This window comes from Actinoplanes oblitus, from assembly GCF_030252345.1.
GTDB lineage: Bacteria > Actinomycetota > Actinomycetes > Mycobacteriales > Micromonosporaceae > Actinoplanes > Actinoplanes oblitus.
In genome coordinates this window covers 8,857,289-8,869,407 of sequence record NZ_CP126980.1, presented here as the reverse complement: position 1 = coordinate 8,869,407, position 12,119 = coordinate 8,857,289, and the positions used below count along the sequence as shown (strand labels likewise).

The following is a 12,119-nucleotide window of genomic DNA, read 5'->3' as shown; positions in this document are numbered from 1 at the left end:
ATGACGAATCGCACTCTACGCACCGGCACCGGCTGGTTCGGCGCACGCTTCCGGCACGCAGCCGTCCAGGTCTCGCGGTCCAAGCTGGACGGCGTGGTAGCCAATCTCGGCATCCTGCACAGCAAGACCTCATCCGAGCTGCCGGCCGGCACACAGCCGGAAGGCGCGGCCCCGAGGGAGCCGAACGGGGGTGGCCTGCGATGAGCCGGCACCGCGCGTCGGGGCCGATGCTCGCCGAGCCGTGCATCGAGGCGACCGCCGCGCCGCCCAGTGGCACGGTGACGGAGTTGTTCGGGAACACCGAGCTGGAGCGGTTGCGCGGCATGGTGCTTGCCTTCCCGCGAACCGCCCACCGGCTCCTGAACGAGCGTCACGCGCCGGACGCGGTAGTGCGGTACACGCTGCGCGCGGAGGCGGCGCTGCGCCTCGACAGTCTCCGCGAAGCCATGACCCTCGCGTCGGCTGCGGTGGATCACGCTATGCGGGAGGAGCCAGTCGACCCGGGCCGATTGCTTCCCGCCGTAACCGTGCTGGCTGACGCCGCCGTGGTGGCCGGCGCCCCGGACGCCGTCCGCAGTTGTATGGACCTCGCCGGCCTGGCGAGCAAGTTCGGCGACCAACACCGGCTGATCGTGGCCGCCGGGCTGCATGCGGTCGCAGTCTTTCAGCAACACAGTTGCCGCGAGGCCCGGCATCTGCTCGACCAAATCGGCCACACCTGCACCGACGGCGTAATCGTGACCGCGATTTCGCTGGCGTGCGACACCGTCACGGCCTGCTGCGCCCGCCGAGGGCAGCCACACTGGCCACCGCCCAAGCTGCCGGTCATCACCGCAGGAGGACTGGTCCAGCCCGCCCTCACCGCACCCTTCTTGCCTGATCGTTTCCTGCGCTGGCCCGGCGTGCATGACTGCTCATCCACGGCGGGGTGATTCGGATGGCAGCCTTCGACGACAAGCCCAAGATCGACTCGACGGTCGCGCATGTGGCCCGGCGGTATAACTACTGGCTGGGCGGCAAGGACAACTACGCCGCGGACCGGGCCTCCGGCGACCGAATCGCCAAGGCATATCCGCAGGTTGTGGTGGATGCACGGGCAAACCGTAAGTGGATGCATCGAGTTGTGCGATGCCTCGTCGCCGAGCACGGAGTGACGCAGTTCCTCGACGTCGGCGTATCCCTGCCGGTAGAGCCCAATGTGCACCAAGTCGCGCAGGGCATCGACCCTGCCGCCCGGGTCGTCTATGTGGACAACGACCCGCTGGTAATGGTGCATGCGCGGGCTCTGCTGACTAGCACGCCGGAGGGCGCCACCGGCTACGCCGAGGTTGACATGCACGACACGGCCAGGATGCTCGCCGAGGCAAAGGACACGCTGGACTTCACCAGGCCCGTCGCGGTCTTATTCTGCGCCGTCCTGCATTTCGTGGACAACGATGAGCAGGCGTACGCACTGGTCGCCCGAACACTTGAATCACTGCCGCCGGGCAGCTATGTCGCGATCTCGAACTTCACGCTTGATGGTGTCGGCTTGTGGAGGCGGTGGCAGATCAAGCGGCTCATGAAGAAACTGCCGCCGGACGGGCAGATCCGGCCACGATCACGCCGCCAGTTCACCAACTTCTTCAGTGGGCTTGAAATCGCGGCGCCGGGCGTCCGCCTGGTCTCCGATTGGCGTGTGGACCTTGCCGAGCCACACGAACGCCCTGCCAAACGGGCCTACGTGTACGGGGCCGTAGCCAAGAAGGTCGCCCTCTTGCCCGCGGCGGAGAGGTCCCCGCCAGTCTGACCGGCTCCCTTAAGACGCCGTCACGGTACGGACGCCGTGTCGGACGGGACGACCGGCGGGCAATGCCTCCACACCCTCCGATTCCGGGGCCCTTGCCCGCCGGTCACTCCAAACACCTCCGAAGCGAAAGGTCGCGAGCATCGTGACGGTCGTCGAACTGACGGGATCGCTGCTGAACTTCGAGGCAGGTGGACTCTGCGCGGACGGAGTCCACCATTTCGACGGGCTGACCCGCGCGTTCCTGGACGATCCTTCGCCCGACGTCATCGCGCTCTGCGAGGCCAAGGACTGGCACCGGGACGGAGAAAAGCCCTTCCTGACGGCTATGCGCGAACTCCGCGTCTTGTGTGGCCGACCGTACGTCGGCGAACTGCATGCCGGGCCGCTGGCCACGGCGATCATCTATGACCCGACCGTTCTCTGCCTGCTCCAAGGCGAAGATCTCCGATACCCCGACCGGCGCAACCGCGCCAGGTTCGCGCTGTGCGCCGACGACATGCTCCAATTCGAGCTGCGCACGGAGCACTGGTCATACTCCGACAGCAGCGAACGGTTTGCCCGCGCCCAGCGCCTCGCGCAATACGGCGGCAGCGAAATCCCGACACTGATCATGGGAGACCTGAACGAAAGCGCGAGTGGCCCCGACTTCCCGGATCTCGACTGGGGCACGGTCCCCCTCTCGGTACGGGACTACGTCGCCTACCGCAACGAGCATGGCGATTGGGTACGCCAGAGCAGCGCCCTCGACCGGCTGATCGGCCCCTACGATGCCGTGGCCGGCGGCCGGATCTTGGGCTCCGGGTTTCACACCGTGGCTGAACTGGACCCGCAAGCCGTGCGCCCGTTCCCGGCAACCAGCAACGTGCGGAACCTGCACGTCGACCACGTCCTGATCAACGACGCTATGCGGCAGGCCGCGGACGTCGTGGCGGGCTCATTCCAAGTCCACATCCCGACCGGAGGCAGTTCCCGGTGGCCCTCCGATCACCGGCGGATCTCCTTCGCTCTGCGCTTCGGCCGCGATCGGAAAGCCACGTGAAGCCGATGAGCGAGCCGCCGCCGCAGCTTGATGAGGAACTGTTGGGCCTGGCATATATGCAGGTGGTCACCCGCCATGCCAGCGAGGCGTGGCATACAGGCCGTGGCGACAGGTTCCTCCAACTGCTTGCCAAGGCGTGTCGTGCCTGCGGTATTGAGCCGCTGAGCGACAGGTTGGTCGACCATCTCGCTGATGCTTACGACGACCCGCAAGACGGCTACCAGGTGCGATTTTCCCTCGCCGCGTCGGCGATGTGGGAAACGGGCAACTGGGCCAAGCTGCTCATCGCCCTGCACCTTGCGGCCACGCCGGAACGGCTGACCGCAGAGCAGCCGGCAAGGCGGACACGTGGGCCCGTGTCCCAACGCCCGCGACGCCGCACCCGGGCCGCGATCATTGCCGGGCCGAGTCGCAATCCCGGTCCTCCGACGGACAAGCCATGATCGCCGCCCCCGTCGGGCCACGACACTCGCGGACTCCGCTCCTCACGGTGCCTGATGCAGCAAGGAGGCAGACTGCTTCGGCGGCGACGCCCCCGCAGGCTCACAACGAGGAGACCGTCATGGCGACCATCATGCAAGATCATCCGGCGTGGATCACTACGAGCAACGGCGCGGAGCGGGTCATGCGTTGCCGTGCAGCGCCCTGGCTGCTGACCTGGACGGCAGACCAACCCGACGGCGTGGAAGCTATACGGCTTCAGAGCCATGACGTTGCCGGTAGGCGGCCCATGGTCGATGCGGATCAGGGCGGCCCCGGTGCCGGCCCGGTGATCGATCACGTCGTTCTGAGCGGCGAGGGTACGTCGGAGATTGCGACCGCCGTGCAGGCGCTAGGCCCCGTGTGCCGGGTCCGCAACAGCGACTTGTGGGACGCGATCGGCACGGCAATCATCCGCCAGGTCATCCGCGCGGCTCAGGCGCGGCAGATGTACGCCAGGTTCTGCCTAGCCCACGGCACAACCGTCGCCCCGGCCGCGGTCCATCGCCTGTTCCCGTCACCCGAGCGGGTATTGGATCTCTCGCCGGCCGACTTCGCCGAGCTGCGCATGACCTTCAAGCAGCCGGCGCTCGCAGCCGCAGCTACCGCATATCTCACGCACCGGCAGACCTGGGAGCAACTCGACCCACCAGCCCTAGTCACCGCGCTCCAGGCGGTACCGCGCATCGGCCCGTGGACCGCTGGTGCGGCCGTCGCCGATTGGTCTGGTGACTTCTCCGTCTACCCGTACGCCGATCTCGCGGTCCGGACCTGGGCCCGTCGCGCTGCGCCGGCCACGGAGTGGCCGGAAGACGAACCCAGCTTCGCCATGCGCTGGCGCGAGACCGCTGGAAAGGACCTGTCTGCACTCACGCAACTCGTTCTCGCCTGGGGAGGCACCCATGTCCGTTCACCCTGACCCGACCGCAATCCCTGCTCTGGCGCGCTGCATCACCGGCCACGACCCGACGCGCGAGATCGATCTGCTGTTCGTCAACGCGCCTTTGCGGGACTACGCAGTACGGCCTCGGGTCAACGACTTCACCCTTCCTGTGCTGGGCATGGCCTACATCGCCACCTACGCCGCGAAGCACGGCTACAACGTCGGTGTACTCGATGCCGAGGCGCACGGCATCCCTGTCGCCCAGGTCGTCGCGACTATCAACCAGACCTGGCCGCGGTGGGTGGGGCTGAATCTGCTCGCCCCCACCTACGAGATCAGCGCCCGCATCGCCGACGGACTCGACCCCGGCATCAAGATCATGCTCGGCGGCCACCAGGCCAAGGCCATGCCGACCGAAATCCTGATGGACACCCGCATGCGCCACGCCGCTGCGCTGGTCCTGGGAGAAGGCGAGACCCGGGTAGTCACGCTGCTGCAAGATCACCGCGACCGTGCTGACCTCCCGGGCGTGATGTGGCTCGATCCGATCCTGCGAACCCCGGTAACAGGTGGTCGTCCCGGCATGGAGCGTCACCTTGCCCCGGACATCAACGCCCTGCCGTACGTCGACCGACGCTTCCTCACCCAAGACCCCCGAGTGGCGGAAGACGGCCGGATCGAGGCCAACATGGTCGGCGCCCGTGGATGCCCCTACGACTGCTCGTTCTGCGGTGCCGCCGTCAGCGCGAACCCCGACATCACGATCCGCGTCCGCCAGCCGGACAACATCCTCGGCGAAATGCACAAGCTCCACGAGGACTATGGCGTCACGGCGTTCCGGTTCGTCGATGACCTGTTCTTGGGTGCGCGCCGCGTCATCGACACGATGACGACCGCCTTCACCGCCGATCAGGTCGGTCTGTGGGCCGCCTGGGATGCCACCGGCCGCATCAACATTCTCGACCGGGCCAGCGATGCCACCCTTGACCTACTCGCCGCGAACGGGCTACGGGAAGTTGCCCTCGGTATCGAGTCCGGCAGTTCGCGGGTGCTGGAGTACATCGACAAGCGCATCAACCCTGACATGATCCGCTCGGTGGTACGCCGGCTCACTGAACGCGGCATCGGAGTCAAGGGCTACTTCATCCTCGGCTTCCCCGGCGAGACCGCCGACGAACTGAACCAGACCGTTCGGCTGGTCCACGAACTGTGGGACATCACCGATCGCGTGCCCGGCCGGTTCCGCGCCAGTGTCTTCGAGTTCCGGCCCTACCCCGGCACCCCGGAGTGGGCTCGCCTCATGGCCACCGGGCGCTACCAGCCCGCCGACCTGCTCGCCTATGGCGCGGTCGACCTCACCAGCGGCGGCGCGGACGAAGCCATGCGCGAACGCGACGAGTTCAACTTCTCCGTCGGCATCCAGTTCGGCGGCGTTCCCGTGCCCGAGATCCGGCGGCACCTGGCCGAGCTGACCCACCAGCAGCACGCTCGCCGGGTCGCGGCATGACCGGCTTCTTCGTGGTCATTGACGGCCCGAGCGGTATCGGTAAGACCACCATCGTGCAACTGCTGGCGCGGCGGCTCGCCGACAACGGGCACCGCGTGGTGGTCACCCGGGAGCCGTCGTCCGGGCCAATCGGCGTCCTGGCGCGCGGCGGCACTCAGCAGTTCCGAGGTGTAGCCCTGGCCTGCCTGGTCACTGCTGACCGCTACCACCACATCGAGACAGAGATCAGACCGGCGCTCGCCTCCGGCAACATCGTGATCTGCGACCGCTACCTATCCTCGTCGCTGGTCCTGCAACACCTCGACGGGGTACCTGATGAGCTGATTTGGAAACTCAACGCCGAGATCGAGCGGCCGGATCTCACCATCCTTCTCGACGGCGATCCCAGCAGCTCACGAGCCCGAGCAGCCCACCGAGGCAACTACAGCCGATTTCATGGCGGTCTACCCGGAGAAGCGGAGCGATACCGGGATCTGGTCGGCATCCTCAACGCCGGCAACCATCCGGCCCGCAGCTACGACATCGGCGACCAGGGCGCTGACGACGTTGCGGAAGCGCTCCACAACATCGTCAACGTCTGGCATTCCCTGAACTACGCGCGCACCGACGCGGACTGAACGAGCTGGTCGTACGTCGCGCCAGTGCGCTCAACGTCCACGCCGAGGCTGTCGACCCACGCCGACAACTCCGCCTGCACCTCAGCCATGCCCTCGACGTGCGCGCTGACGGCTTCGACCTCCATGAAGGTGCCTACGCCGTCCACCTCGTCCAGGCAGAGGGAGTAGGCGCCGACCCGGGCGGTACGCCGCGATTTCGCGACGCGCACGGTCGGCCTGTAGCCCATCGCCATGATGGCGTGATGCATCGCCTCGCGGTCCGCCACGACCGTTTCGTGCTCCTGGCACGCGAGGACGTTGTCCACTGGCGTCTTGGTCGTGAACGTGCACTGGCCGTCCTGCGTCCGCAGCCGCACGAACGTCACGCCGATACGCGGTTGCCCCGGCTGCCATCCTGTCGGAGCGTATGCCTGATCATCCTGATAAGAGCCAGGAGACAGGATGATCTCTTCGGCGGCAAGGGCTTTCAACAAGCCGTCGCGGTCGAGCACCCGGTACTTGACCTCGATCTCACCGCTCACTGCTTCTCCTTCTGTTGGCCACGCCAGACCCTATCGGCTCCGGCGCCAGCGGCGGTCACGACGCGACCGGCAGAGTCGCTGGATCCGGCGACGGCACAGGGTCATCTAGTTGAGGCGCTAGATGTCTAACGCCTATAGTCATGGGTATGGTTGTAATGCTGGTCGGCACCCACGAGATCCGCGTCCGCCTCGGCGGCATCAGCCGCCAGCGCGTAGACCAAATCACCAGAAAGCCCGGCTTCCCGAAACCGTTGGCCGAACTCGCGCAAGGGCGCGTCTGGCTCGCCGACGATGTTGCAGCCTGGCAGAAGACCCACCGGCCAGAGTCCGACTAGGCGTCGGCTACGCCGCCTTCGGCATGTACCGCCGGGCCGTGCTCTCGCTGACCTTGGCGCGGGCGGCAACCGCGGTCGTGCTCGCCATCGAGCCCAGCTCCTTCGCTGCCTTCTCAACGGCTGCTCGGCTTGTCAGCGAGCGGGGATGTACCCGATGCTGGCGCGGATTCCTTGGCGTCGGCTCAGCTTGCGCTTCCGGTTGCGGCTCTGGCGAAGTGGCGGGCTCTGGCTCGTGCGCCAGCTCGGGCGCTGATGTCAACTCCGGCTGAGGCGCCGGGATCTCCTCCAGCCCGCTGCATGCTGGCGTCTCGGTCGGTCGATCGCTTACGACGCTGGCCTTGATCCGGGCCTCTGGTGACTCGTTCGGCTGCTGTTCCGGCCGCATCGAGACGACCAGCTTGCCCAGTACCGCGAACGCCACGGACGGTAGGGCCGCGACGATCCAGCCGCCGACGCTTGGCACCGCCTGTGCGAGTTGGGCGATCAGCGAGAAGAGGACGGCGCCGACGAGTGCCGACCAGGCGAGAGCGCCCGGGGTCCTGCCGTGCCGCTTCTGGTGCCGGATGAACAGCAGGACACCGATCGGCAGTAGCTCGCTGATCACGCCGTTCGTCCAGCCGGCGTAGCGAGGGGTGGCGTCCGGGCTGTTGGCCATCGTCCAGTCCACGACGCGCCCGAACGCCACCTTGCCGGCAAGGAAGGCGACGGCGGCGAGGATGACGAACAACGCGGCGCGCTCGACCCAGTTGAAGAACCGGTGGCTGCGAGACTGCGGCGGGATGCTGGTGTTCAAGGAGCCCTCCAGGAATGTAGGCACAACCCGGCCGGGCATTGGCATCCGCGCCAGGTCGGGCGCGGAAGCGGTAGTGCGTGTTTCTGCACGTCAGGGGCGATCCTGATGGCAGTACGGATGGCAGTACGGATGGCAGTAGAGTCGTCAGCAGGCCGCCCGGCGATTCTCTTGGGGGCAGTACGGCGGCAGTAGAAACACACCGAAGCTGCTGAGACTTGGGTGGCACGGTTGGGACGACTTTCAGCCGTTACGCGAGCCAGGGGTGCACCCATGAGCCGTCATGAGACCAGTGGGACGGGTGCCGGCCAGCTCATAACCCAGAGGTCGCAGGTTCAAATCCTGTCCCCGCTACGAGTGGCGAGGGGTCCCTGTCCGCGGAATGCGCGGACCGGGGCCCCTCTTCGCATATCTGCTCCGGGGCCGAGCCCCGGAAACCCCACGTTCCGGTGGGGGCGGAGGCCCGCAACCGGCGGGTTACCCCCGAACCTCACGTGTGGTGGCGGTGGGCCGCAACCGGCGGGTTACCCCCGAACCCCACGTGTGGTGGCGGTGGTTCGCAACTGGCGGGTTACTCCCGGACCCCACGTGTGGTGGCGGTGGGCCGTAACTGGCGGGTTGCTTGACACCCGCTCCTGGTTGCGGTGAGGACTGCGGGGGCGGGTCGCGCCGACTTTCCTGGGTTCGTTGTCGTTAGTGGTGGATCAAGTTCGGGCTGCGTTTTTTTGGGGGTGGGCCGGAGTGGATCTTTTGTTGTGATTCTTGGGGCGTTACTTTTTCGTTACCGACAGAGGCGTTTTGTTTGTGCCTATTACCCGACTTGAGGGTGCCGGGAGGGTGGCAGGCATTGAAGGGCGCCTTAGTAAGTATTAGGGTGACCGCACTGGCCACAGGAGGCGGGGGAGTCCAGGAGCGACGATGCGGTAAGCCTTTTCGGAGCTAGTCAGGCTCGTCCGAGCGTGGCGACCGGTGCGGTCGCGGCTCGGCAGGTGCCATGCGGGAAATCCCGATATGGCGGGATGTCTGGCGGCTTGATTTATAGCGAAATGGTGCCGATGCGCCGCAGGCGGCAGCCGCTGTCCTAATTCGGCGAAAGGACTTCGGCATGCGTACGCGTAGTGGTTACATCGCTTCTGGGGCACTGTCCGCGCTTCTCCTCTTCGGGTTCGGCGCCTCCGCGGTCGACCCGGCCTCCGCGGCCAGTGGGTCCGTGCCGGCGAACAAGGCCGGCACTCCGGCGGTGGGGCACGTCTCGGCGGCGGGCCAAAGGCTGGCGGCGGAGCAGGTGCCGGCGGCGGGCCAAGGGCTGGCGGCGGCGGGGCGTGGTGGGGGACACGCGCATGCCGAAGGGCGGGACGATCGGGACGAGCATATGGCTGAGGACCTGGTCGGGACGCCGATGTCGGAGATCGAGAAGCAGACGGCGGCGGCCGCGAACCGGATCCAGAAGCAGACCGGCGTGCGCCCGGGCGTGGCACGCACCCGGGCCAACGTGGTGGCGGATCCCGGCCGGTCGGGCGCCTGGGGCTCCGTCGTGGACACGCCGGTCGTCCCGGTCTTCCAGGCGATGCTGCCGAACGGCAAGGTGCTGATCTGGGACTCGGTAGGCGACAACGCGGCCGAGTCGTACCCGGATCACAGCTTCACCCGGGCGATGGTGTGGAACCCGGCCGACGACACCTACAAGCGGGTCGACGTGCAGGGCTCCAACATCTTCTGCGCCGGGTTCGCCCACCTGGCCAACGGCAACATCCTGGTGGCCGGCGGGAACGCCAGCAACAAGCTGGACGGCACCGTGCACACCCACGTCTTCGACTGGCGGACCGAGACCTGGACCCAGGGCAACGACATGGCCGGCGCCCGCTGGTACCCGGCGGTGGCGGAGACCGCCAACGGTGAGGAGGTCATCATCGGCGGTGGTCCGACGACCGCCGAGGTCTACCAGGCCAACGGGGCGCTCCGCTCGCTCACCGGCTTCACCAAGTACAGCGCGCGGATCTACCCGTTCCTGGGCTCCCGCCCGGACGCCCAGCTCGGGCTCTTCGGTCCGTACGCGACCGGCTACACGATCGCCACCGCCGGCAACGGGGTGATCACCGCGACCAGCACCCGGGACGCCGTCGCCCGGGAGTACGGCAGCTTCGCCACCTACGACGTCGGCAAGACGCTCGTGGTCGGCGGCGGCAACGTCACCGAGGGCGGCACCGCGAACGTCCCGACCAAGACCGCCGTGACGCTGAACAGCACCACCGGGTTGAGCCCGGTGGTCACCACCACGGCGTCGCTGCCCACCGGTCGCCGTCAGCTCAACGCGACGCTGCTCGCCGACGGCTCGGTGCTGGCCACCGGCGGGATGGCCACCTCGGCACCGTCCACCCTCGTCGACCTGAACCACGCCACCACGGCGGCCGAGTTGTGGAACCCGGCGACCGGGCAGTGGACCGAGCTGGCCGGCGCGAGCCGCATCCGGCAGTACCACTCGACGGCCATCCTGCTGCCCGACGGCCGGGTGATGACCGGTGGCGGCGGGATCTGCGCCATCTGCATGACGACCGGCTACCTGGAGAAGAACGTCGAGTACTTCACCCCGCCGTACCTGTTCAAGACGGACGGCAGCGGTGACCTCGCGGCCCGCCCGGTGATCGGCACGGCGCCGACCGGCGTCGCGATCAACACGAACTTCACGATCACCTCGGCGCAGGCGTCGAGCATCACGAAGGTCGCCCTGGTCGGGCTCGGCGATGTGACGCACAGCATCGACCAGGGGCAGCGATACATCCCGCTGAAGTTCTCGGTCGCCGGCACCACGCTGACCGTCACCGGCCCGCCGAACGGCGGCGTCGCGCCGCCCGGCTACTACATGCTCTTCGTGCTCGCGAACGGTGTCCCTTCGGTCGCGAGGATGGTGCAGGTGGCGAAGGGCCCGAACCCGGTGCTGACCCCGGTCAAGAACACCAGCGCCGCGCGCTGTGTGGACGTGCCGACCTCCAACACCGCGTCCGGCACCTACCTGCAGATCTACAACTGCAACGGCACCAAGGCGCAGGCGCTGGTCCGGTTGCCGAACGACAACTCGCTGCGGGTCCTCGGCAACTGCCTGGACGTGCCGTCCCGGCATTTCGTCGACGGCCAGAAGATCTGGGCCTACCGGTGCAACAACACGGTGGCGCAGACCTGGCGGTTCGGCACCGACGGCACCATCCGGCCGATCGGCGGGAGCACCATGTGCCTGGCCGCGGCGTCCACCGCGAACAACGCCGCCCTTCAGCTGAACACCTGCAACGGCAACGCGTTGCAGAAGTGGACCTGGTGATCAGGCCACGGTGAGCGCCCGCACCACCTGGGTCAGGGCGACCGGGTGGTGCAGGATGCCGAGGTGGCCGACCACGGCTCGCGGGGCGTGCCGCTGCAGCACGACGGGGGTGGCCGCGGGCAGGGCGGTCAGCGAGGCGGTGTACGGGGTCACCAGCTGGTCGTACCGGGTGACGATGGTGGTGAAACGGGTGGCCGGGGCCGGCGGGGCGGCCTCGATCGCGCGGAGCACCGGCGAGCCCGGCAGCTGCTCGCGCCAGGTGGGGATCTTCGCGTCCAGCCAGTGCCGCAGTCTCGCCGGCAGCCGGTGCGGGCGGCGGAACAACCCGTGCAGAGTGGTGCCGCCGTAGGTCGGGGCCAGTCCGACCACCGACCGGACGGCGTGGGCCGCGGGCTCGGTGGGCAGGCAGCGGACCAGGTAGTGGGCGAGCACCGCACCCCAGGAGTGGCCGACCACGTCGACCCGGGAGGCGCCGGTCGAGGAGATGAAAGCGGCCAGCTCCAGGGCGTGGCGGTGGGTGGCGCTGGCGGTCTCGTCCGGGCGGGTCCGGCGCCAGTCGAAGGGGTAGACGGTGCGGCCCTGGTTGGCGAGCAGCGGGGCGAGGGTGAACCAGTCGGCGGCGGACCGGCCGTTGGTGCCGTGCACCAGGATCACCGGGACGGTGGCCGGGTCCGGGGCGGCCCCGGGGTCCGGACGGCGGGCGCCGGGCGGCAGGCCGCGCGGGTGGGCGGCGCTGTGCCGGAGCGCCTCGCGCCGGCTGTAGCGCACGGGCAGTGGCCGGGGGTCCATCGGTCACTCCTCACGGTTGGTGACGGCACATCCGGCGTGGATCTTAAACGGGACGT

13 protein-coding genes are annotated in these 12,119 nt (G+C 68.0%); 10 read left to right on the top strand and 3 right to left on the bottom strand.

Annotation, left to right across the window (positions count from 1 at the left end; translation table 11 throughout):
- The 8 genes from Actob_RS39360 (at position 1) to tmk (ending at position 6,315) form a co-directional block, all read left to right on the top strand.
- The gene (locus tag Actob_RS39360; protein WP_284917055.1) at positions 1-204 is read left to right on the top strand and encodes a hypothetical protein; all 204 of its coding nucleotides are present in this window, start codon (positions 1-3) and stop codon (positions 202-204) included.
- Positions 201-932, top strand: coding sequence for a hypothetical protein (locus Actob_RS39355; RefSeq protein WP_284917054.1), 732 nt, complete (start codon positions 201-203; stop codon positions 930-932). The genes Actob_RS39360 and Actob_RS39355 overlap by 4 nt, the downstream gene beginning before the upstream one ends.
- A gap of 5 nt (positions 933-937) precedes the next feature.
- On the top strand, positions 938-1,789 hold the full coding sequence (locus Actob_RS39350) for an SAM-dependent methyltransferase (protein ID WP_284917053.1): 852 nt from the start codon (positions 938-940) through the stop codon (positions 1,787-1,789).
- Positions 1,790-1,931: 142 nt separating this feature from the next.
- On the top strand, positions 1,932-2,828 hold the full coding sequence (locus Actob_RS39345) for an endonuclease/exonuclease/phosphatase family protein (RefSeq protein WP_284917052.1): 897 nt from the start codon (positions 1,932-1,934) through the stop codon (positions 2,826-2,828).
- A gap of 5 nt (positions 2,829-2,833) precedes the next feature.
- Positions 2,834-3,271 (top strand): hypothetical protein, encoded by a 438-nt coding sequence (locus Actob_RS39340; protein WP_284917051.1) that lies wholly within the window; start codon positions 2,834-2,836, stop codon positions 3,269-3,271.
- 119 nt (positions 3,272-3,390) lie between these two features.
- Positions 3,391-4,227 carry a DNA glycosylase family protein gene (locus tag Actob_RS39335; protein WP_284917050.1) on the top strand — a complete coding sequence of 279 codons (837 nt, stop codon included), beginning with the start codon at positions 3,391-3,393 and terminating at the stop codon, positions 4,225-4,227.
- Positions 4,211-5,698: a B12-binding domain-containing radical SAM protein gene (locus Actob_RS39330; protein ID WP_284917049.1), complete on the top strand. Its 1,488-nt coding sequence runs from the start codon at positions 4,211-4,213 to the stop codon at positions 5,696-5,698. The genes Actob_RS39335 and Actob_RS39330 overlap by 17 nt, the downstream gene beginning before the upstream one ends.
- Entirely contained in the window at positions 5,695-6,315 is a 621-nt protein-coding gene (tmk, locus tag Actob_RS39325; RefSeq protein WP_284917048.1) for a dTMP kinase, read from the top strand. Before Actob_RS39330 ends, tmk begins: the two co-directional genes overlap by 4 nt.
- Here tmk and Actob_RS39320 read toward each other — a convergent pair.
- Positions 6,291-6,836, bottom strand: coding sequence for a class IV adenylate cyclase (locus Actob_RS39320; protein WP_284917047.1), 546 nt, complete (start codon positions 6,834-6,836; stop codon positions 6,291-6,293). The two genes, tmk and Actob_RS39320, sit on opposite strands and share 25 nt — an antisense overlap.
- 146 nt (positions 6,837-6,982) lie before the next feature.
- On the opposite strand from Actob_RS39320, the gene Actob_RS39315 reads away from it, so the two are divergent.
- Positions 6,983-7,171, top strand: coding sequence for a DNA-binding protein (locus Actob_RS39315; protein WP_328518403.1), 189 nt, complete (start codon positions 6,983-6,985; stop codon positions 7,169-7,171).
- A 7-nt stretch (positions 7,172-7,178) separates the two neighbouring features.
- Here the strand turns inward: Actob_RS39315 and Actob_RS39310 are convergent, their stop codons facing one another.
- On the bottom strand, positions 7,179-7,964 hold the full coding sequence (locus Actob_RS39310) for a hypothetical protein (RefSeq protein WP_284917045.1): 786 nt from the start codon (positions 7,962-7,964) through the stop codon (positions 7,179-7,181).
- A 1,369-nt stretch (positions 7,965-9,333) separates the two neighbouring features.
- Here Actob_RS39310 and Actob_RS39305 point away from each other — a divergent pair.
- Complete coding sequence (locus tag Actob_RS39305; RefSeq protein ID WP_284917044.1) at positions 9,334-11,274, top strand: galactose oxidase-like domain-containing protein; 1,941 nt, start codon at positions 9,334-9,336, stop codon at positions 11,272-11,274.
- Here Actob_RS39305 and Actob_RS39300 read toward each other — a convergent pair whose 3' ends face one another.
- Complete coding sequence (locus Actob_RS39300) at positions 11,275-12,063, bottom strand: alpha/beta fold hydrolase (RefSeq protein WP_284917043.1); 789 nt, start codon at positions 12,061-12,063, stop codon at positions 11,275-11,277. It lies immediately after the preceding gene.
- Positions 12,064-12,119: the final 56 nt, after the last annotated feature.

Coding starts and splice junctions, on each gene's coding strand:
- Actob_RS39360 (WP_284917055.1), top strand. CDS start 1: ATGACGAATCGCACTCTACGCACCGGCACCGGCTGGTTCGGCGCACGC.
- Actob_RS39355 (WP_284917054.1), top strand. CDS start 201: ATGAGCCGGCACCGCGCGTCGGGGCCGATGCTCGCCGAGCCGTGCATC.
- Actob_RS39350 (WP_284917053.1), top strand. CDS start 938: ATGGCAGCCTTCGACGACAAGCCCAAGATCGACTCGACGGTCGCGCAT.
- Actob_RS39340 (WP_284917051.1), top strand. CDS start 2,834: ATGAGCGAGCCGCCGCCGCAGCTTGATGAGGAACTGTTGGGCCTGGCA.
- Actob_RS39335 (WP_284917050.1), top strand. CDS start 3,391: ATGGCGACCATCATGCAAGATCATCCGGCGTGGATCACTACGAGCAAC.
- Actob_RS39330 (WP_284917049.1), top strand. CDS start 4,211: ATGTCCGTTCACCCTGACCCGACCGCAATCCCTGCTCTGGCGCGCTGC.
- tmk (WP_284917048.1), top strand. CDS start 5,695: ATGACCGGCTTCTTCGTGGTCATTGACGGCCCGAGCGGTATCGGTAAG.
- Actob_RS39315 (WP_328518403.1), top strand. CDS start 6,983: ATGGTTGTAATGCTGGTCGGCACCCACGAGATCCGCGTCCGCCTCGGC.
- Actob_RS39305 (WP_284917044.1), top strand. CDS start 9,334: ATGGCTGAGGACCTGGTCGGGACGCCGATGTCGGAGATCGAGAAGCAG.
- Actob_RS39300 (WP_284917043.1), bottom strand. CDS start 12,063: ATGGACCCCCGGCCACTGCCCGTGCGCTACAGCCGGCGCGAGGCGCTC.